We start from the raw sequence: 19,479 nt of genomic DNA, 5'->3' as shown, positions 1-19,479 counted from the left end.
TCACCCATAAACCTATTCACCCAATAAGCGACGCGATTTCAATCGCGATTTCAATCACGGATTCATGCCGGGATAGGGAGACATGTTCGCCAAATCGAGAATGCAGGCTTTCACATACTATAACGAGTTTGACCGCGCGGACCGATGGCGCGACGACTTCGCCGAGCTCAAGGCCGGCGGATTTCAATACGTCGTCTTCAGAGACGGATTCGACCTGAGAAACCAGCTGGCCTCGGAGGACCAGACGGACCGGGTGAAAGAAATGATCGGCGCAGCGGCGGACGCGGGCATCCGGTCCATCCTGCACATCGGCAACCCGAAGGCCCTGTACCTTTTGCCCGACACCCGGGCGTGGCGCCTCGACTATGTACGGCGCGTGTCGGAAGTGTTCGGGTCCTGCAAGGGATTGTACGCGCTGCAGCTGGAGGACGCGCCCACGGGCGGCAGCGAGTACCCGGAGGATCGCTGGCAACCGGTGATGGAGTCCGTCGAAGGCCGCCTGTTGACGATGGAAATGACCGAAGACGGATACCGGCATGGGCGCAGGATCTGGCAGATGGAACAGCATGCGCTGTTTACGGCGGAGGTGGTCCGGGCCGTGAAGAAGGTGAAATCGAACCTGAAGACGACGATGGCATTCCATCTCGACGCCCTCCTGCCCGCCGAAACGCTGGTCCACTTTCAACAGACAGCCCGCGCGCTGGACTTCGTCATCATCGATCCGGGATCCCCGCCGGTTCAGTACGCGACGGATTCCGGTCGACTGATCCGCTGGGCGGCGCGCGCGGCCGGGTCTCTAGCGGAGAAGGACGTCTGGATGGTCGTTGGTTCGCAGATGATGCGGGGCAGGTACCAGGCCACGCTGCGGGAGCTGCGGGAATGGACGGGTGCGGCCTGCGCGCCGGGGGTATCGGCCGTTGGCTGGCATAACTGGGACGATACCGCCTGGTGGGATGGCCGGGCCATACGAGGCAGAGCCCTGTCGGAATCGAATCCGGAGCAGTGGGCGGCGATTTCCGCACTGAGCCGATCGGTGACGGAGAAGGAACGTACGGATGCGCCTTCCACGGGATACCGATGCCTGCTTTCGTACGATTCCTTCGCGAGCCGCGTGCCGGCGCTGGACGTATGGACGCCCCATGCCATCCTCGAAGAGAGCACCGGGCAGGAAATCGGGTACGCGTCCGATCACCAGGTATCGGACGGAGACAAACTCTCCGGGTGTGAATGGCTCTGCTGCACGCCCTGTCCAGCGGTCAAAGACGCGGTCGTCGAACGGTTGATCCGCTACATGCGGGCAGGCGGATGGATCGTGGGTTCGGCCGACGACTTCAGCCTGGACGAGGGGATGCGTCCCGGCGACGCGCGGGCACGCCTGCTCGGCATACAAGCGGAGTCCGTCCTCAACGATCCGGACCGGATCCTGCTGACCGCCGGCTGGCCCGATCTGCCCGAAGGCGCCGCGCTCGACGCGCACCAGTGGCGGGTCCGACCGGCGGAAATCGAAGACGACGTGCGCATCATCGGACGGTGGGGCGATGGTACGGCCGCGGTGATCCTGAAGCCGCACAAGGACGGCGGCGCCCTGTACATGGGCACCGATCCCTATCGGTCGGCGGACAGAGACCCCAACGGCCACTGGCGTGGATTCCTGAAGGCCGTCCTGAACCGGGAAGTGCTCAAGCGCCTGTCGAAGGCATAGCAGCCAAGGACCTGGGCCGTTGCCAGCAGCCGAGGACCGGAACCGCGGCCGGGTCCGCAGCATACGCAGGAACGACCGGCGCCTACCGGAATGGTCGGCGCCTAACGGAACGACCGGCGCATACTGGAATGGCCGGCGCTTAACGGAACGACCGGCGTCTACCGGAATGGCCGGCGCCTACTCCAGATTGGCGTGGCGGGCGAACATGCTCTGCCCGGATTCATCGAGCCGCGCCATGAGCAGCATGACGCAGGCATCGAGCATTACCCCGAGGCTCTGTTCGAAGAGGGTGCCCATCGGCTGGCCCGACCGTTGTTCCTGTTCGCCGGTTTCTTTCGATGATTTCGGAGTGGGCGCGGGTATCACGACGACAACGCCCGCCCACCGGGCGGTCGGAGAGTCCGGGACGGCGGTGGCCGCCGCAACGCGCGCGCCGGCCTCGGCGGCTTTCCCCGCATAGTGGACCAGGCGGTCCGTCACGCCCGATCCCGATCCGATCAGCAGTAGATCGCCCGGCCGGATAGGTGGCGAGATCGTTTCGCCCACTACGTGGACCGGCAGACCGAGCTGCGCAAGCCGCATGGCGAAGCTGCGCATGACCAGCCCGGAACGTCCCGCGCCGGCAACGAAAACCCGCCGTGCCCCAGTGACTTCCCGTACCAGCGCTTCGACTTCATCGCATGAGATCTGGTTCAGCGTCCGCCGGAGTTCGTCCAGGATGGACTGGGCGATTACATCAAATGGGGGAGTGTTTTTCTCGTTATCCATCAGTTCGATGCGCGGACTCCATGGTCTGCCGGACCGCACGTACCGCGCGTACGGGATCGGCGTTTCCTGTGATGTAACCGCCGACGACCACAATGTCCGGGCCGTACGGAATCAGACGCTCGATCAAGACGGGGTCCAGGCCGCCCGCGACGGCCAACCCGGCCCGTTCGACCACCGCGCCGACCCGGCCGATGCCTTCCAGGGTCCACGCTGAATCGTCCAGTCCGCCTGGCCCGTCCTGCCCGCCCGGTCCGCCCGGCCTCTGGGCGTCTGGCCCGCCCTGCCCCCGGGCGTCGAAAGCGGTGTGCATACAGATGAAATCCAGCCCGGACCGATCCAGCCGCCGGGCCAGGGAGACCGCCTCGTCCACTTCGCGGATGGTGATCAGGTCGGCCATGACCTGGCCGCCGGACCGCTTCGCCCGCTCGACCGCTTCCCGAAGCGTGGCCGGGTGGGCCGTCCCGAGCACGGTTACGATGTCCGCTCCCGCATCGAAGGCAAGGCCCGATTCCACGGCACCGGCATCGGCGATCTTGAGATCCGCCAGGATTTTTCTGTCGGCATGGTCCCGCCTGATCCCGGCGATGATGTCGACCCCGTAACGGATCAGCAGGGGTGTACCGAGTTCGATGATGTCTACGTCGCCGGCGGTCTCGTCCAACAGGCGGCGAACCGTACCCGCGTGCGGCATGTCCAGGGCGAGTTGAAGCAGCATGATGGCCGTGTCCGCTTAAGCAGCGGTGGGCAACGGGTCCGCTTCGACCCGGTCAGTCCACACCGTCGCCAATATAAACCCGGAGCAGGTTCGGGTGTTCCGGGAGATCCTTCGTACCCGCGCCATAGCCGATCTTCCTCAATATCATCCTTGGCAGGACCCCGTGCCCGTTGGCCGTGGCTTTAAGGAACGCGGCGCCGGTCGGCGTGACCAGTTCACCTTCGATCCCGGTGTGGTAAACCGGCATGTCGCGCATCAGTTCAAGCGCGCCCGGGGCGGGGACGGGCATCCGGCCGTGCGCGCAGTGGATAAAGCCCCGCCCCACCGGCAGCGCCGACGCGTAAACCCGGTCTATGTCGAGCAGGGCCAGGCCGATGCATGCGCCCACGACGTCCACGACGGCGTCCACCCCGCTGACTTCGTGCAGGTGTACCTCCTGTTTCGAGATGCCGTGCACCTTGCTTTCCGCCGTCGCCAGGTGGTCAAACACCTCGATGGCCCGGCTTCTGACGGCCCCGTCGAGCGTGCTGCCTTCGATGACGGAGGTCAAATCGTCCAGGTGCCTCGCTTCCCCGTGGTCGTGGAAGGGTCCGGATTCACCGGGTCCTTCGATGATCTCACGGCCCTCGGCGGTCCGAACGATAACATCGATCTTGGTTCCCGCGATTAGCTGCCGGGTCACCGTCTTTCGGGTGAGCCGGAAACTGTCCACGGGGAGTTTCTTCAGTTCGCTGTTCAGCGTATCGAAATCCAGGCCGGCGTCCACCAGCGCGCCGAGAATCATGTCGCCGCTGATGCCGGAGAAGCAGTCGAAGTACGCAATGGCCATCCATCCGCTCCATATATAAATGACCGGACGATCACCGTGCTATCGTCCGGTCATGAGAATCGACTGAAAAAAGCGGTTCCTGCAATTTGCGGAGGCCGCCGTCGCCTTATTCGCGTGTGCCGCCGTCCGCCGCGGCATCTCCGGTTTCACTTGTTCCGGCGTCGCCGCTCACATCCCCGGTGTCGCTGGTGTCGCTGGCTTCACTGGCTTCACTGGCTTCGGCCTCCACGGCGGCTTCCCCGGCCTCACCAGCTTCCATGGTTTCGACGCCCGCGTTCCCTTCTTCACTGTCCGCGGTCGCTTCCCCACCAGTGTTCCCGGCCTCACTGTCCTGGCCGCTTCCTGCTTCCATCTCCCCGTCGGTCATCCCCTCTTCCGCCATCTCCTCTTCGGTCAATTCGGCTTCTTTCAATTCCAGGGCGACCAGCAGTTCATCCACGTCTTCCGGCCAGGCCTCGTTCAGTTCCAGCGCGATCGTCAGTTGATCGGCGACGGTCTCCATGGATGCTTCCTCTATACCCATTTCCGCCAGGCTTTCCTTGAAACTGCTGCCTTCGTATTCGATTTCACCGCCGGAGACGAAAGTGAACTGGGCCAGCAGGGTCTCCTTCCACGCATCCTGGTCGACCCCTTCGAGATGACCCTTCAACGGTTCCTCTTCCACGGCCGCGGCAACGAAGTCGTCGATCACGCCCATAATCATTTCTTCGCCGCCCAGGCGGTCATACAGGGGACCGTCCATCACCCATTCCATGTTCGGATCGTCATGCTGGGCATGCACGGGTGCGGCGGTTCCGATCAGCAGCAACGCGGAAAGCGCCGCAGTAGCCATAGCCATACGAGTCATTTTGATAATCTCCTTGTCCCGGTTCGGGTCGCGTTGTTTCGGTACAGACTCCATCTCTCGCCTTGTCTCGTCGTCTGCGTCAACAGGATTATACAGGAAGATAGGGGAATCCGTTAAAAAATCAAATGATTCTCCCCGGTCCGGCCGGACCGGGGTGGCGCTCACAGCAGACAGGTGTCGATGACGTGGGCGACCCCGTCGGCGTCGTTGTCCGGCGCGACCAGGTCCGCCGCGCGCCGCACGGCGTCGGGCGCGTTCCCCATGGCCACGCCGAGGCCGGCGTATTCGATCATGTCCAGGTCATTGAAATTGTCGCCGATGCCGATCATCCGCTCCGCTCCGATCCCGTAGCGTTCACCCAGGAATGCGAGGGCCTTCGCCTTGGATACGCCGGCCGGTACGATTTCCATGCACCAGTAGTCGCCCACCAGGGTGCTGCGCGACAGTATGACGCCGATACGGTCGCCGTATTCCGCCAGCTCCGCCTTCAGTTCATGCATGGACGAACCCTTGCCGGCCACCGCGATCTGCGCCGGGTCCCGGCCCAATACTGCTTCCAGGCTGTCCACCTGAAAGGCCTTGTCCGCATTGGCCTCCAGGTAGCGTTCCCGCCAGCCGTTCGCCGAACGGGGGTGCTCGAACCAGATGTACCGGCTTTGAGGGACCGGTTCGTACACGAGCGGGTCGTGACCGCGTCGTCGGCAGAAATCGACCAGGTCGGTCGCCAGGTCCCTGGGCAGGTTTACCGCCCTGAGCAGCGGGCCGTCCAGGTGCTCGAGTATGAGCGCGCCGCTGTGGAAGACCAGCATCGTGGAGGACGGCACCTGCTCTGCCGCGGCCCGGCCGGAGTTCAGGCTTCGCCCGGTACAGAGCGCCACGCGCTTCCCGGCCGAGACGGCCCTTTGAAGCGCCTCGCGCGTCACCGGGGATACCTCGCGGCGCGACGTGAGCAATGTGCCGTCGATGTCGATGGCGATCAGGTCGTAGATCATGCCTGCGGTGCTTTCCAATCAGTTTATGAAGCGCTCGATTCAGTCTATGAAGCGCTCGATGGCCCGGGCGACGCCCTCGTCGTCCACTGAAGCCGTGACATGGTCCGCCCGGTCGCGGATTTCAGGCGGTCCGTTGCCCATGGCCACCCCCAGGCCCGCGACGTCGAGCATTTCCAGGTCGTTCAGGTTGTCCCCCACGGCCATGACCTCGGAGAGACTGATCCCGAGAAGCCGGGCCAGCCTGCGCAGCCCGTCGCCCTTGGACACGCCGGGCGGCATGACCGTGATGACGTGGTAGCCAGGGTCCCACGGACTGATTTCGAAGACCACCCCCGCATCGCGAAGCCGGGCCTTTATGTGTGGTTCCCGGGACTTGACCCGTTCGTTGCGTTCGGCGACCGTAATGCAGGCAACGTCCTGCCGGAGAAACGCGCACACGTCGTCCACCCGGTGAACGCGGTCGGCGTTCTGCTCGGCGTAGTCTATAAACGCGTGGTTGTCCGGATCGAAGGAGTCGTAGTAGAAGTACTGCACTTCGGGCAAGGGGCCGTACACGATGGGATGAAACCCGATGCCGCGAAAGACCCCGACGGCATCCTTCGCAAGATGGTTCGGAAGATTTCGCAGATACCTGGCGCGATGAACGGGGGCGTCGTAGATCATCGCGCCATTGTTCAGTACGTAGGGGGCGTTCAACGGCAGATGCCCCACGGCCTCCTCGGCGGAGGGCAGGCTTCGCCCGGTACACACCGTGACGCGGACGCCTCGGCCTGCCGCGTGGCGAACGGCGTCGACCGTGGCCTCGGACATTTCCCGCCTGCCGTCCAGCAGCGTGCCGTCGATGTCCAGGGCGAGTAGGCGATACATGACAGACCCAATTAAAAAACGGAGACTTCAGAAAAGCCTCCGTTTTCCGTCGTAAACCTTTTCAATCGATGGGCGCTAGTGGACTCGAACCACTGACCTCCACGATGTGAGCGTGGCACTCTAACCGGCTGAGCTAAGCGCCCGGCAAATGGGCCCGCCAGGACTCGAACCTGGGACCGTCCGATTATGAGTCGGATGCTCTAACCAACTGAGCTACAGGCCCATGGTTGACGCCCAGTTCAGCATGCCCGACAAGCGGAATCAATATAGGCGAACGGCCGGTCATCGTCAAGCAAAAGATGGGGGGCTTTTCAATCGCCGCGGGCTGATCTCAGCAGGACTTTTTCCTGTTGCTTGAGTTCCATGTAGGTGGCCATGGCGTCGTTCAATTCGCTGCTTCGCCCCCCCGTTTCCATCTGCTTGATCTGTTCCATCAGGCGGGCCATGCTTTCCTTGAGCCGTTTCTGCTTGATCCGGACGATATGGTCCCGGGCTCTTTGCTCCAGGTGAACGCCGGAGTCCGACGTGTTGATCAGTTCCGTGATCACCCGCGCGGCCTCTTCGTCACCGATGGTATCGACCAGGCCGGAAAGGTCGTGGGATCCGCCGCCCAGTCCGAAGAGACACTGTTCGACGATCCGGCGGTAGAGGGGGTACTTGAAATCCTGCGGCTCTAGCTGGCCTTCGACGAGTTCGGCGATGGACCGGTCGCTGAGCATGAGCTGGACCAGGTCCCGTTCCACCCGTTCGTCGCCGTCCCGCGCCGCGGCGGTTGAGGTCGCCTGGCGATCACGCCCCCCGGCGCCCGAACCGCCCGATCCGTCCGGACCGCCCGGACCGCTTGGGCGCCGCAGTTCAGAGGCCAGCAGGCCCTGAAGCGCCGGGAACCGTCGTTCGGCTTCTTCCCGGTACATTTCCCGGTGGACCAGGTTCGTCGTCTTCCGGATCAGGCCGGCCAGCGTCCGGAATACCTCGTCCCGGTCGCCCGCTGCCTGGAGATTGGCATGATAGCCCATGAAATCGGCCAGGGAATCGGCCTGTTCGACGAGTTTCATGAACCCGTCCGGCCCGTGTTCCCGCACGTAGGAGTCGGGATCGTAGTCCTCCGGCAGCCGCACGATACGGGTCCAGAGCCCGCTTTCCACCAGGGGCTCGATGGCGCGCCAGGTCGCCCGCACGCCGGCCTGGTCCGAATCGTAGACGAGATACGCCTGTTGCCCGTACCGCGCCAGGAGCCGGGCCTGTTCCCGCGTCAACGCCGTTCCGCACAGGGCGACCACCCCATGAATCCCCTGTTCATGCAGGCCGAGCAGGTCCATGTATCCTTCCACGACCAGCGCCTGCCCCTGCCGCCGCAACGAGTCCCGGGCCTGGTACAGCCCGTAGAGCACCTGGCTCTTCCGGTAGATGGGGGATTCGGGTGAATTGAGGTACTTGGGCTGGTCCTCGTCGGAAAGCGCTCTCCCTCCGAATCCGACCACGCGGCCGCTCGGCGCCTGGATGGGAAAGATGAGCCGCTTCCGGAAGGCATCGTAGGTACGCTGCTCGCCCGTCTTGGCCAGTCCGGCCTTGACGAGCCAGTCCGCGCCGATGCCCTTTTCCCGGGCGGCGCTTAGCAAGTCGTTCCAGGAATCGGGCGCGTAACCGAGCCCGAAGGACTTTATCGTCTCTTCGGACAGTCCGCGCCGTTCGGCGTACTGACGGACGACGGATTCCCGATCGCTGTTCAGCAGCCGGTCGTGGAAGAACCGGGCGGCGAACCGGGTCACGCGCGCCAGGCTTTCCGCCTCGCTGCCGGCCTCCCGTTCCCCCTGTGTTTCGGGTATGGTGATATGAAGGCGGCGGGCGATATGGTGGACCGCTTCGACGAACGTGACGTTCTCGTGCTCCATGAGGAAGGTGAACACGCTGCCGCCCTTCCCGCAACCGAAGCAGTGGAAGATCTGTTTCTCCGGATTGACGCTGAAGGAAGGGGTCTTCTCATCGTGAAACGGACAGAGCCCCATGTAGTTTTTACCCGATCTGCGCAGCGTGACGTAGTCGGACACGACGTCCACGATGTCCGCCTGCGACCGGATCGAATTGACGAGGTCTTCCGGTATCCGCGCCAAGGCGCTCTCTCCGCGTTTGCCGCCGGCCTGGGGCGGGCTTGTTCAGGGTCCTCACACCAGATCGCACGCCTCGGGCGGCATCCAGTGCGCGTCCTGGTTCTCCCACTTGACGTTGCACCCGATGGGGTTGGTGAGCGCCGTCCGCACGGGACGGCCCGCCGTCACGTCGTCGAGGGCCGCTTCCAGGTCGTTCACCGTTATGCCGTCCGCGTCCCGGGGACTGTCGACGCCGCGGCCGGTGTAGACCAGGGTGCGGTCGCGGTCGAAGACGTAGAAGTGGGGGGTCCGCAGAGCGCCGTACGCCCGCGCGGTATCCTGGCTCAGGTCGCGCAGGTAGACCCACGGGAAGCGATGGACGTTCATCCGGGCGACCATGTGATCATAATCGTCGTCGGGATGGGTGACTTCGCTGTTGGAATTGATCCCGACGAACCGGACGCCGCGGGACCCGAATTTCTCCGCGGAAACGCGCGTCACTTCATCGGATCCGGTGACGTAGGGACAGTGGTTGCAGGTGAAGAACACCACCAGCGTCTCGGCGGTCGAGAAATCGTCCAGGCTGTAGGTCCTGCCGTCCGTCGCCGGCAGCGAGAACTCCGGTGCGGATTCGCCCAGTTGCAGCGTAAAGGCCATGATTGTCCTCCTGTCTCGAGCACATTTATTGATATCGAAGATGGATCGTCCGTTTGCCACGGCCTGTACCGGACGCCCCGTACCGAACCGGCCCTTGCGGCGTTACCGCGAAAAAAGCGCGGCGTCAGCGCGCGAACGCGCTTAATCCTTCATCTCCACGATGGTCACCCCGGTCCCCCCGTCGCGCTGTTCGGCGAAATGGGAGGACTTGACCAGGGGATGTTGTTGCAGAAACTCCTGAATCGCGCTGCTCAGGGCCCCGGTACCCTTACCATGAAGTATACGGATTTCGTTGAGGTCATCAAGGGCGGTCTGGTCGATGTAGCGATCCACGGCGTCGATGGCCTCCCGGGCGCGGAAGCCCCGCACGTCCAGTTCCGTCAGAGCAGCGCGGGGTCGGTCCATCCGCACTTCCACGTGGCCTGCCGGTTTTCCGCTCGATGGCGCGGGGTCGGGTTTGTGGAGACGGACCTCGGATCGCCGGGCCGTGATCTCCATTCTGCCGGTCCGGATGCGCAGCCGGTCTCCCTGGTCCTGGATCACGCTCCCCGGTTGTCCCAGTGACGCCACCCACACCTCGTCGCCCGCCGATATGGCCTCGTCGACGGGTTCCGCAGTGAGACCCCCGGCGCGATCTGTGGCTGAATCCCCGGCGCGTTCCGCGGCGGCGCGTTCCGCGGCGGTGCCCACCGTGTCCCCGGCGGTCTCCCCGACGTCTCCTTCATCGGAAGAGGTTCCGGAATCGATGGAATCGAGCATGCGTTGAAGCTGCGCGCGCTGGTCCCCAACCGTCTTGCGCGATGCCTCGACGGCCCCGGCCGCGGCCTGTTCTCGGCGGACCGCGGCCACCGCCTGGTCGATGGCGGCCTGGGCGTCTTTCATCAGCCGGTCCATCTTTTCCCGGCCGGCGGCGATCGTGTCGCGTTCCTTTTGCCTGTAGGAAGCGATCTGGTCCTCGTAGGTCCGTTTCAGTCCATCCAAATCAGCGCGAAGCCGGTCCGCCTGCTCCTGTGCGGCAACGAGCAGTTCATGCTTCCGGTCCACTTCCACGATGACTTCGTCCAGACGCTTTTCGGCGGTACCCATGAACCGGGAGGCACGCTCGAGCACGTCACCGGGCATACCGAGCCGGCTGCCGATTTCCAGGGCGTAGCTGGCACCGGGGATGCCCTGCCTGAACTGGTAGGAGGGCGTCAGGGTTTCCACGTCGAAAATCATCGATCCGTTTTCCACTCCCTCGGTCCGGGTGGCGAAAGCCTTGAGCGTATCGAAGTGGGTCGTAGCCGCGGTGACGGTTCCCCGCAGGGTCAGCGATTCCAGGATGGCCATGCCCATGGCCGAGCCCGCCGATGGATCCGTGCCCGCGCCCAGCTCGTCGAGGAGCACCAGGGTATGGTCGCCGGCCTCCTCCAGTATGGTCCGGATATGCAACAGGTGGGCCGAGAAGGTACTCAGGTTCGCCTCGATCGACTGCTCGTCCCCGATGTCCGCGAAGACGGTGTCGAACACGGCGATTTCGGTGTCGTCGTCCGCCGGTATGTGCAGTCCGGCCTGGGCCATCATGGTCAGGATGCCGATCGATTTCAGGGCGACTGTCTTGCCGCCCATGTTGGGACCGGTGATCACGAGCGTCTGCGCGCTTTCCCCGACCAGCAGGTTCAGGGGGACGACGGTTTCGCACTGGTCAGACAGCTGAAGGATGGGGTGCCGTGCGTTGCGCAGGACGATGCGTCCGTCTGAATTCATCCGCGGCGGCGCGGCCCGGAGGTCGATGGAAAGCACGGCGGCCGCGTGAAAGAAGTCGAGTTGGCCCAGCAGTCCGTACGATAAGGTTATGGCTTCCACCTCCTGATGTACCTGGTCGGTCAGGGACAGCAGGATGCGCTCGATCTCGCGGCCTTCCGCCACGATCAGTTCGCGCAGCCGGTTGTTGAATTCGACGACGCCGATGGGTTCTATGAATACCGTGGCGCCGCTGGCCGACTGGTCGTGGACCACCCCCTGCACCTGCCCGCGGTGGTCCATTCGTACCGGGACTACGTACCGCCCGTCACGCATGGTGATGACCGGCTCCTGCAGCGCTCTGGCCCCTGCTTCCGACTGTATGAAACGCTGCAGCCAGTTCCGCGCGCGCTCCCGCATGGTCTGCTGGTCCGTGCGGATTCGCCGCAACCCGGGACTGGCGTGGTCGCGTATGTTGCCGTCGCCGTCGATGGCCTGCCCGATCGAGGTCTCGATCTCCTGGAAGTCTCCCAGGCCGGCCGTGAGGGACGCGACGTGGGGGGCCGTGGAACGATTCCGCAACCTCTGGCCGAACGCTCGCATGCGCCGGCTTACCCGGAGGGTGTCGGCCACGTCGAGCAGGGCCTGGGGCTCCAGCCTTGCGCCGGCCACGCCGACCTGTTCCAGGGCCACGCCGATGTCCTTGATGCCCCGCAGGGGAACCGTTTCGGCCTGGTCCAGGAACCCGCGCATTTCGGTGACGGTCTGCAGGTTGTTCCGGATTACGACGATGTCTTTGCCCGGTTCCAGGGACATGGCCCGGCGGTGGCCCGGCGCGGAGACCGTCCGCTCCGAACACATGGTCCTGACAGCGTCGAATTCCAGTACTTTCAGCGTGTGGGAAGGTATTCCGGGTTTCATGTTCGGTTGTTCTCGAATCGCCGACGGCCGGCTGCGCGCTTCGGACTGGCCGCCCGCATCGGACCGGCTACCTGGTAAGCAGATACCGTTCCAGTTTCTCCATGATCGACGGGGAACCGGGTGACACGCGGTCCATGACGGTATCGATGATCGCCGGTATGATGGACATGGCCTCCGGCGCCAGGGACGACCGGTCAAGCTGGGTCTTCGCAGTGCCGGTGAACGGCATGAACGCGTAAAGGATCAACAGCAGGCTCGCGATGACGCAGCCGCGCGCACAGCCGAGCAGAAAGCCGGCCGCGCGGTCGAGAAGGGACTTTGAAGCGCCCCGTAACGATCGGCCGGCCACGCCGGTCACGACATTGACCAGCGCAAGCGACAGGACCAGGCAGACGAACAGGCTGAACCAGTGCAGCCAGCCGGTGGAAATGCCGGTCATGCGGCCGAGGAGATCGGACACCAGGACGAACTGGGTCAGGGATATGACTACCGCCGCGACGATGCCCGCAAGGTCGAGCAGGCTCCGGGCGATTCCCTTGCCAAAGCCGGTTGCCGCCTGGTAGAAAACGAGGATCCCGATGGCTATATCGATCCAGTTCATGGCATCAAAACACGGAAAGCCTCCCCGGGGATTCGGAGAGGCTTCGAAATCAGGACCGCCGCTGACCGTGATTTGGAGAGAACTATCCGGTCTGCATGGACTGCATGTCCTGCGTGGCCAGGCCGGCCAGGCATTCCCGCACAATGGTGTTGACGAGCCTGCCGTCCGCCCGGCCCTTTACCCGGGGCATGACCGCGCCCATGACCCTGCCCAGGTCTCCCGGTCCCGCTGCGCCGGACTGGTCGATGGCTTCCTGGACGATGGATCCGATCTCTTCCTCGGACAACTGTTCCGGAAGATAGGACGCAAGGATCTCCAGCTCTTCTTCGGCCTGGGCGACCAGGTCCTTTCGATCTCCCTTGACGGCGAATTCCAGCGCTTCTCTCTTGGCCTTGATCAGGGAAGAGACCACCTCGACCGTTTCCTCGTCCTCCAGGTCGCTCCCCTTGGCGATCTCCCGGTTCTTGATCTGTGCGCGTATCATGCGGACCAGGCCGAGGCGTACGGTCTCCCGGTTCCTGAGTGCCGTCTTCATGTCATCCGACAAACGCTCTTTAAGCGCCATGACCCGCTCCGGTCGATCAGTATCTTTCCTGCTGGAGCCGCTTCTGATTCTTCCGCTTCGCCGCGTTCAGCTTGCGCTTGCGTTTCGCGCTTGGCTTTTCGAAATGCTGATGCTTGCGTATTTCAGACATGATGCCGACTTTCTCGCAAGTCTTGGTAAAACGCCGCAGGGCCTTCTCGAACGGTTCTCCTTCCCTGACACGAATACCTGGCATCCTCACACCCCCTCTCATGCCACACGAATCGGGTGAACCAAGTCTTACTCTCCGTCTCTATTCAAGCCAATCTAATATGCCATGGACTGGTTGAAAAGGCAAGGAGATTAATTCGTTCGGTTCCAATAGGCGCCCGTCGTCCCGCCCATTGCCGCTCAAGCGGCCAATTCGGGCATCTTGCGTCCTGCGAGCAGGTGCATGTGGAGGTGGAAAACGGTCTGGCCCCCATCACGGCCACAGTTGACGATCAGCCGGTATCCGCCGGCGTCGACCCCGGCTTCCCGGGCGATCCGGTTCGCCGCCGCCGTGAGCCGGCTCATGACCCCGGCCGTATCGATGCCCAGGTCGGCGACCGTTTCGATATGCGCCCGCGGTACGACGAGGATATGCACAGGGGCGGCGGGGTTTATGTCCCGGAAGGCCACGACGTGCTCGTCTTCGTAGACGAATTCGGTAGGCAGCGATCCGTCGATGATCCGGCAGAACAGACACTCTGGCATGTTATCGTCCTCCATTGCGCCTCTAGCGCGACGCGGGTGCGCTTCGTGCACGTGCGGGGCAGGGCGGTGAATCCGGGCGATTGTGGTCAGGCGGCGGTGACTTCGGGCGACCCTCGGTCATGGGGCGGTGACTTCGGGCGACCTTCGGTCACGGGGCGTCCAGTGCTGCCATGAGCAGGGCCAGCCCCGCGATGGCCGCCGTGTCGGATCGCAGACGCGAGCGTCCCAGGGAAACCGTCACCAAGCCTGCTTCACGGGCCATGGCAATTTCCTCCCGGGCGAAACCGCCCTCGGGGCCGATCATCAGCAGGACGCGCCTGGCCTTCGCGTCGAGGCCGGCCACGAGGTCCAGGCGCCTATCCCCTTCCTCTTCCCAGGCGATGAGGGCCAGATCGTAAGACGACGCGGTTCCCACGATGTCTTCCATGCTCTTGACCGGTTCGATCCGGGGCAAACGGGCGCGCAGCGACTGCTTCATTGCGCTCAGGGCAATGCGCCGCCAGCGTTCCATCCGCTGGCCGGACGGTCCGCTGGCCGGTCTGCCGCCCGCCACCGTCCGGGCGCTGCGCATGGGAAGGATGGCGGCGACACCCAGCTCCGTCGCCTTCTCGACGACGGTGTCCAGCCGCGTCCCCTTGAGCAGCGACGGCGCGAGCGTGACTTCGGGCGATTCCGTTTCACGGTCTCTCCGGCGGTCCCGGATCTCGATTTCGATCTCCGGTTTCATGCGGACAAGCACGCCGTCGTAGATCCAGCCTTCGCCGTCCACGAACTGCACGGCGTCGCCCGGTCTCTTCCGTAAAGCGCGGGCCAGGTGATGCTGTTCGTCCTTGTCGGCAACAAGGGCCGAATTCTCCGTGATCCGTTCCGGGGGCACGTAGCTGTATTCCATCAATTCCGCCGATCATGGCTTGCCGTCCGGCTCGTTGCCGCAACGACCGGCCGCCATCTGTCAGGTCGCCAGCACGGCCGCGCCGGCCCACCAGAGGCCCATGGTCTTCCGCTCGATCAGCGAGAAACCGCCACCGGCCAGGGCGTCTTCGAATGCCCCGGCCTCCTCGATGAGCAGACCGGACAGGATCAGTTCGCCTGTGGGGTGCAGGCAGGTTGCGAAACCGGGCAGCATGGCGGTCAGGCTGGCCGCGCTGATATTGGAGACCACGACCCGGTAGCGGCCGCTGACCGCGGGATGATCCAGGCGGCCAGCATGTACGTCGACCCGGCCGGCCACTCCGTTCAGCCGGGCGTTCTCCCGCGCGTTGCCGAGGGTCTCGGGGTCGATATCGATGCCCGTCGCCCGGGAGGCGCCCAGGAGGACCGCGGCGATGGCGAGCACGCCGGAGCCCGATCCCACGTCGAGTACCCGGTCTCCCGGCCGGACCCGTTTTTCCAGTTGCCGCAGGCACAGTTGCGTGGTCTCGTGGCCGCCCGTGCCGAAGCCGGTGCCCGGATTGATCCGGACCACGAGCGGTGGGCCGGCCCGGTGCCTACCAGACGGGGGCCCACCAGACGGGGGCGCATCAGACGGGGACGGCCCGGACCAGGGCACCTCGGACCAGGGCACCTCGGACCAGGGCGCTTCGGACCACGGCGGAGCGACCATGAGCCCCTCCGAGACCCGGACGGGCCCCACCTGCGCTTTCCATTTCCCGGCCCAGTCGTCTTCGGAAACCTTCCGCGTCGAGATCCGGCACGGACCTTCCGCCATGCCTAGGTTGCGAAGTTCTTCCCACAGCCGGATGATCCGGTCAAGCTTTTCGTTCACTTCGGGCCGGTCGGGCCAGAAGCCGGTCACACGATCGGATGCGCCGGCAGGTTTGCCCCCGGATTGCAGGACGCCGCTGGAACCCAATTCCCAGAAGGCATTGACGATCGCTTCTTCGGTTTCCGGCGAGATGTCTAATGTGACTTCAACCCAGTGGCGCATAGGCAGGGATCGGGTGGAAGCCGGGTCGGAGTTAGCATGTATGCAGCGGTTTCAGTCGCCGAACAGCTCGTCCCGGATCCGGTTGAAGAATCCCCGGTCGTTTTCTGGCGTCTTCCCGCTTTGCAGACGGGACAACTCCTGGTACAGTTCCTTTTCGCGGCCGGTGAGTTCCGTGGGCGTCCACACGATGACCTTTACGAGCTGGTCGCCCTGGCCGTACCCGTTGAGATGGGGCATGCCCTTGCCGCGCAGCCGGAACACCTTGCCGAACTGGGTACCGGGGGGAATGGTGAGACGGACTTTGCCCGAGAGGGTCGGGACTTCGATTTGTTCGCCCAGGGCCGACTGGCTGAAACTGAGCGGCATGACGTAGATGATGTCGTCGTCCTGCCGTTCGAAGAACTCGTGGGGTTCCTGCTCGATGACCACGAGCACGTCGCCCGCCGGTCCGCCGCGGATCCCCGCGTGGCCCTGGCCCTGGAGGCGCATGTAGTTCCCGTCGCCGGCACCCGCCGGGATATCCACCTTGACCGTAACCGTCTTCATCTGCCGGCCCTGCCCCTCGCACGCGCTGCAGGGCCGGTCGATGATTTTCCCCTGTCCCTGGCAGTTCGGGCAGGTCGTTACGTTCATCACGACGCCGAACAGGGAGGACGCGCGCTGCTGCACCTGGCCTTGCCCGTGGCAGGTGGAACAGGTCCGCACGCTGTTCCGGTCGGCGGCGCCGATGCCGCCGCAGCTTTCGCAGGGCACGTAGCGCTTGATGCGAATCGTCTTGCTGACACCCTGGGCCAGTTCTTCCAGGGTCAGCTTGAGGTTCACCCGCAGATCCTCGCCACGGTTGCTTGCCCTTCCACGGGTCCGTCCGCCGAAGAGGTCGCCGAAAATACCGCCCCCGAACAGGTTCCCCAGGATGTCCTCGAAGTCGCCGGCGTGGGTGAAGTCCCCCCACTGGAAGCCGCCCGACCCGAAGTCGCCCGCCACGCCCTGGTGGCCGAACCGGTCGTATCGCGTGCGCTTGTCCGGATCGCTGAGTACCTCGTAGGCTTCGGCGGCCGTCTTGAACTTCTCTTCCGCCGCCTTGTCGTCCGGATTCCGGTCCGGATGATACCGCATGGCCAGCTTGCGGTACGCCTTCTTGATCTCGTCTTCGGAAGCCGAGCGCGCCACGCCCAGGGTGTCGTAGTAATCTTGTTTGTTCATCATACACTGGATCCCGGCGTTTAGTTGCCGTCCTGGTTCTCCGTTTCTGCCTGGTCGGTCTGGTCCACCTGGTCCGCCTGGTCCGGCGATTTCGTCGGCGCGCGCGTCACGATGACCTTGGCCGCGCGCAGGACCTTTTCATTAAGCGTATACCCCTTTTCGACCACGTTGATCACCGTGTCGGCCGGGTGTTCTTCGTTCTCCACGGCCATGACGGCTTCGTGCCGCGTGGGATCGAAGGACGTTCCCTCCGCGGCGATCTCCTTCATTCCTGCCTTCTCCAGTTTCTCCAGGAACTGCTGGCGGATCATCTCGAAACCCTGGGCGAAGGACCGGGTCTCGTCGGAGGTCTGCGGAGCCTGGAGCGCCCTTTCAATGTTGTCGAGGATGGGCAGCAGCTCGGTGATCAGCGATTCACCCGCGTTCTTTACCAGCGCGGTAAACTCGCGGCCGGTCCGTTTCTTGTAGTTGTCGAACTCGGCGGCCAGACGTACCAGCCGGTCCTTGTAAAGCAGGACCTCCTCGGCCAGCCTGGCCTGTTCATCCTCCTCCGCATCGACCGGATCGCCATCCGATGGCTCATCGGTTTCCGCTTCGGTCCCGGACGCGGGTCCGCCGGACGGATCCTCCGCTCCGGCCGCGGAATCCGCCCCGGCCGCGGAATCCGTCCCGGCCACGGAATCCGCCCCGGCCGCGGAATCCGTCCCGGCCACGGAATCCGCTCCGGCCGCGGGGTCGTTATTCTCCGCCGCGGTTCCGGCCACTTCGGCTGCGTCACCCGTCGACGCCGCGGTTCCGGCCACTTCGGCTGCGTCACCCGTCGACGCCGCGGTTTCGACTGCGGCGTCCTCTTCCTTGCCCTTAATCACCTGAAGCCTCCTGTCACCATTCCGAATTTCAGTTCGCGCGCCCGTTCTACAAGTTTTGCCCGACCAGTTCGGGCGAATGTTTTTAGTTTCGACCGTTGCGTCCGCTCTATACTGTACTGTCCGTAACTTCCGTTCTGCCCGTACCGTCCATTCTCCCCGGTCCGTCCATTCCGCCCGTACCGTCCATTCTGCCCGGTCCGCCAGGCATTTCCCGGCTTTTCAAAACGAAGCGGGCGTGATCGCTCACGTCCGCTGGTAAACCGGTCCGGTACGAAAACCCCGGGTCTCATGCGAATTTCGTATTCAGGTATCTCGCCGTGTATCCGACGACGGACATCAGCCGCGCGTAGGGCATGCGCGTCGGGCCGATCACCCCGATCACGCCCGTCATGTCGCCGATTCTGTAGGTTGAAGTCACCACGCTGCACGAGGTTACTTCACGCTGCCCGTTCTCGCTCCCGATGGTGACGGCGATCCGGTTGTCGTGATGGCGCTCGCTCAGCCAGTGTGCCACCGTCCGCTTGTGTTCGAGAAACTGCAGCAGCGATGACAGTTTCGTGTAGTCCGTCACGAATTCCGGTTGCGACACGATGTAGGTCGTGCCGCCGATATGGGTCTTCTCGTTCTCCTCGAAATCGAAGAGATATTCGCTGTACTGGATGAACAACTGCACGATCTTCCGCCTGGACTGCGGCGCGTCTTCCAGGCGTTCGTCGAGCTGGCCCCGGATCTCCCTGAGGGAACAGCCGGACAGTCGCTCGTTCAGGAACCAGCTCGCGCTGTCGAGCCGGTCTTTGGGGATATCGGCATCGAGTTCGGCGACGATGCTCCTGACCATTCCGGAAGCGAGGGTCAGCACCAGCAGCACCTTGCGGCGCGCGACCGGGATCAACTCCACCCGTTCGAGCCTGCCGTCGTACAGTTTCGGCGCCAGCGCCACGCCGACTTCCCGGCATACGAGGCCGAGTATCTGCGCGGTGTGGCTCAGCAGCTCCTGCACGCTGAGCCAGTCGTTCTCCAGTTCGAGATGGATCCGTTCCCGGTCCCGCTTGTTGATGGGCCGCATGCGGAGGAGGGCATCCACGTAATACCGGTAGCCCTTGTCCGTCGGCACACCTCCGGCGGAGGGATGGGGCCGCGTGATGTAGCCCGCGTCCTCGAGGTTCACCATGGTATTGCGCACCGTCGCCGGGCTGACGTCGAGCGGGCCCTGGCTGGCGATCGAACGGGAGCCGACGGGCTGTCCCGTGGATACGTGGTGTTCCACCAGGTTCCGCAGTATGTCCTTGTCCCGGTCGGTCTGTAGGGTGTATGCCATTACGATCCTGTGGTCAGCATGGTCTGAAAGGAGGACGGTCAAGGACCGGTTCCGGAAGCGGAGAAAACCGCATGCGAACGCCTGGCGGAACTGCGCTGCCCCACGACGTTCCAAGGCGGGCGGCCGCGCGCGAAAAACTGATTCTTTATTTACGAATCGCACCGGTCGATGTCAA

Annotated in this window: 19 protein-coding genes and 2 tRNA genes; 1 reads left to right on the top strand and 20 read right to left on the bottom strand. The window is 64.1% G+C overall.

Features of this window, described 5'->3' with window-relative positions; genetic code table 11:
• Positions 1 to 82 precede the first annotated feature (82 nt).
• On the top strand, positions 83 to 1,702 hold the full coding sequence (locus OXH56_16685; GenBank protein MCY3556947.1) for a hypothetical protein: 1,620 nt from the start codon (positions 83 to 85) through the stop codon (positions 1,700 to 1,702).
• Positions 1,703 to 1,879: 177 nt separating this feature from the next.
• Here the strand turns inward: OXH56_16685 and hxlB are convergent, their stop codons facing one another.
• The 20 genes from hxlB to hrcA form a co-directional block, all read right to left on the bottom strand.
• Positions 1,880 to 2,470: a 6-phospho-3-hexuloisomerase gene (gene hxlB, locus OXH56_16680; GenBank protein ID MCY3556946.1), complete on the bottom strand. Its 591-nt coding sequence runs from the start codon at positions 2,468 to 2,470 to the stop codon at positions 1,880 to 1,882.
• Positions 2,463 to 3,185, bottom strand: coding sequence for an orotidine 5'-phosphate decarboxylase (locus tag OXH56_16675; protein ID MCY3556945.1), 723 nt, complete (start codon positions 3,183 to 3,185; stop codon positions 2,463 to 2,465). Before OXH56_16675 ends, hxlB begins: the two co-directional genes overlap by 8 nt.
• 52 nt (positions 3,186 to 3,237) lie before the next feature.
• Positions 3,238 to 4,014, bottom strand: coding sequence for a LarC family nickel insertion protein (locus OXH56_16670; GenBank protein MCY3556944.1), 777 nt, complete (start codon positions 4,012 to 4,014; stop codon positions 3,238 to 3,240).
• A 106-nt stretch (positions 4,015 to 4,120) separates the two neighbouring features.
• Positions 4,121 to 4,861: a hypothetical protein gene (locus OXH56_16665; protein MCY3556943.1), complete on the bottom strand. Its 741-nt coding sequence runs from the start codon at positions 4,859 to 4,861 to the stop codon at positions 4,121 to 4,123.
• Between the two features lie 161 nt (positions 4,862 to 5,022).
• Positions 5,023 to 5,853, bottom strand: coding sequence for a Cof-type HAD-IIB family hydrolase (locus OXH56_16660; GenBank protein ID MCY3556942.1), 831 nt, complete (start codon positions 5,851 to 5,853; stop codon positions 5,023 to 5,025).
• A gap of 39 nt (positions 5,854 to 5,892) precedes the next feature.
• Positions 5,893 to 6,720 (bottom strand): HAD family hydrolase, encoded by an 828-nt coding sequence (locus OXH56_16655; GenBank protein MCY3556941.1) that lies wholly within the window; start codon positions 6,718 to 6,720, stop codon positions 5,893 to 5,895.
• Positions 6,721 to 6,789: 69 nt separating this feature from the next.
• Positions 6,790 to 6,863: transfer RNA gene (locus OXH56_16650), tRNA-Val, on the bottom strand.
• Between the two features lie 6 nt (positions 6,864 to 6,869).
• A tRNA-Ile gene (locus OXH56_16645) sits at positions 6,870 to 6,943 on the bottom strand.
• 88 nt (positions 6,944 to 7,031) lie between these two features.
• Positions 7,032 to 8,831 carry a DNA primase gene (dnaG, locus tag OXH56_16640; GenBank protein MCY3556940.1) on the bottom strand — a complete coding sequence of 600 codons (1,800 nt, stop codon included), beginning with the start codon at positions 8,829 to 8,831 and terminating at the stop codon, positions 7,032 to 7,034.
• A gap of 51 nt (positions 8,832 to 8,882) precedes the next feature.
• Complete coding sequence (locus OXH56_16635; GenBank protein ID MCY3556939.1) at positions 8,883 to 9,464, bottom strand: thioredoxin family protein; 582 nt, start codon at positions 9,462 to 9,464, stop codon at positions 8,883 to 8,885.
• A 141-nt stretch (positions 9,465 to 9,605) separates the two neighbouring features.
• Entirely contained in the window at positions 9,606 to 12,107 is a 2,502-nt protein-coding gene (locus tag OXH56_16630) for a Smr/MutS family protein (protein ID MCY3556938.1), read from the bottom strand.
• 67 nt (positions 12,108 to 12,174) lie between these two features.
• A complete protein-coding gene (locus OXH56_16625; GenBank protein ID MCY3556937.1) occupies positions 12,175 to 12,708 on the bottom strand; it encodes a CvpA family protein in 534 nt (177 codons plus the stop codon).
• 82 nt (positions 12,709 to 12,790) lie between these two features.
• The gene (locus tag OXH56_16620; protein MCY3556936.1) at positions 12,791 to 13,273 is read right to left on the bottom strand and encodes a GatB/YqeY domain-containing protein; all 483 of its coding nucleotides are present in this window, start codon (positions 13,271 to 13,273) and stop codon (positions 12,791 to 12,793) included.
• A 16-nt stretch (positions 13,274 to 13,289) separates the two neighbouring features.
• Positions 13,290 to 13,487, bottom strand: a complete 198-nt coding sequence (gene rpsU, locus OXH56_16615; GenBank protein ID MCY3556935.1) for a 30S ribosomal protein S21 — start codon at positions 13,485 to 13,487, stop codon at positions 13,290 to 13,292.
• A gap of 155 nt (positions 13,488 to 13,642) precedes the next feature.
• The gene (locus OXH56_16610) at positions 13,643 to 13,987 is read right to left on the bottom strand and encodes a histidine triad nucleotide-binding protein (protein ID MCY3556934.1); all 345 of its coding nucleotides are present in this window, start codon (positions 13,985 to 13,987) and stop codon (positions 13,643 to 13,645) included.
• A gap of 148 nt (positions 13,988 to 14,135) precedes the next feature.
• Positions 14,136 to 14,879, bottom strand: a complete 744-nt coding sequence (locus OXH56_16605) for an RsmE family RNA methyltransferase (GenBank protein MCY3556933.1) — start codon at positions 14,877 to 14,879, stop codon at positions 14,136 to 14,138.
• 60 nt (positions 14,880 to 14,939) lie between these two features.
• Positions 14,940 to 15,914, bottom strand: a complete 975-nt coding sequence (locus OXH56_16600; protein ID MCY3556932.1) for a 50S ribosomal protein L11 methyltransferase — start codon at positions 15,912 to 15,914, stop codon at positions 14,940 to 14,942.
• 51 nt (positions 15,915 to 15,965) lie between these two features.
• A complete protein-coding gene (gene dnaJ / locus OXH56_16595) occupies positions 15,966 to 17,117 on the bottom strand; it encodes a molecular chaperone DnaJ (GenBank protein MCY3556931.1) in 1,152 nt (383 codons plus the stop codon).
• A gap of 20 nt (positions 17,118 to 17,137) precedes the next feature.
• Positions 17,138 to 17,986 (bottom strand): nucleotide exchange factor GrpE, encoded by an 849-nt coding sequence (grpE, locus tag OXH56_16590; protein ID MCY3556930.1) that lies wholly within the window; start codon positions 17,984 to 17,986, stop codon positions 17,138 to 17,140.
• A gap of 286 nt (positions 17,987 to 18,272) precedes the next feature.
• Entirely contained in the window at positions 18,273 to 19,304 is a 1,032-nt protein-coding gene (gene hrcA, locus OXH56_16585; protein ID MCY3556929.1) for a heat-inducible transcriptional repressor HrcA, read from the bottom strand.
• Positions 19,305 to 19,479 lie beyond the last annotated feature (175 nt).

Source organism: Gemmatimonadota bacterium, from assembly GCA_026702745.1.
GTDB lineage: Bacteria > JAAXHH01 > JAAXHH01 > JAAXHH01 > JAAXHH01 > JAAXHH01.
This window is presented reverse-complemented; position numbering and strand designations above follow the sequence as displayed.

Coding starts and splice junctions, on each gene's coding strand:
- OXH56_16685 (MCY3556947.1), top strand. CDS start 83: ATGTTCGCCAAATCGAGAATGCAGGCTTTCACATACTATAACGAGTTT.
- hxlB (MCY3556946.1), bottom strand. CDS start 2,470: ATGGATAACGAGAAAAACACTCCCCCATTTGATGTAATCGCCCAGTCC.
- OXH56_16675 (MCY3556945.1), bottom strand. CDS start 3,185: ATGCTGCTTCAACTCGCCCTGGACATGCCGCACGCGGGTACGGTTCGC.
- OXH56_16670 (MCY3556944.1), bottom strand. CDS start 4,014: ATGGCCATTGCGTACTTCGACTGCTTCTCCGGCATCAGCGGCGACATG.
- OXH56_16665 (MCY3556943.1), bottom strand. CDS start 4,861: ATGACTCGTATGGCTATGGCTACTGCGGCGCTTTCCGCGTTGCTGCTG.
- OXH56_16660 (MCY3556942.1), bottom strand. CDS start 5,853: ATGATCTACGACCTGATCGCCATCGACATCGACGGCACATTGCTCACG.
- OXH56_16655 (MCY3556941.1), bottom strand. CDS start 6,720: ATGTATCGCCTACTCGCCCTGGACATCGACGGCACGCTGCTGGACGGC.
- OXH56_16635 (MCY3556939.1), bottom strand. CDS start 9,464: ATGGCCTTTACGCTGCAACTGGGCGAATCCGCACCGGAGTTCTCGCTG.
- OXH56_16630 (MCY3556938.1), bottom strand. CDS start 12,107: ATGAAACCCGGAATACCTTCCCACACGCTGAAAGTACTGGAATTCGAC.
- OXH56_16625 (MCY3556937.1), bottom strand. CDS start 12,708: ATGAACTGGATCGATATAGCCATCGGGATCCTCGTTTTCTACCAGGCG.
- OXH56_16620 (MCY3556936.1), bottom strand. CDS start 13,273: ATGGCGCTTAAAGAGCGTTTGTCGGATGACATGAAGACGGCACTCAGG.
- rpsU (MCY3556935.1), bottom strand. CDS start 13,487: ATGCCAGGTATTCGTGTCAGGGAAGGAGAACCGTTCGAGAAGGCCCTG.
- OXH56_16610 (MCY3556934.1), bottom strand. CDS start 13,987: ATGCCAGAGTGTCTGTTCTGCCGGATCATCGACGGATCGCTGCCTACC.
- OXH56_16605 (MCY3556933.1), bottom strand. CDS start 14,879: ATGGAATACAGCTACGTGCCCCCGGAACGGATCACGGAGAATTCGGCC.
- OXH56_16600 (MCY3556932.1), bottom strand. CDS start 15,914: ATGCGCCACTGGGTTGAAGTCACATTAGACATCTCGCCGGAAACCGAA.
- dnaJ (MCY3556931.1), bottom strand. CDS start 17,117: ATGAACAAACAAGATTACTACGACACCCTGGGCGTGGCGCGCTCGGCT.
- hrcA (MCY3556929.1), bottom strand. CDS start 19,304: ATGGCATACACCCTACAGACCGACCGGGACAAGGACATACTGCGGAAC.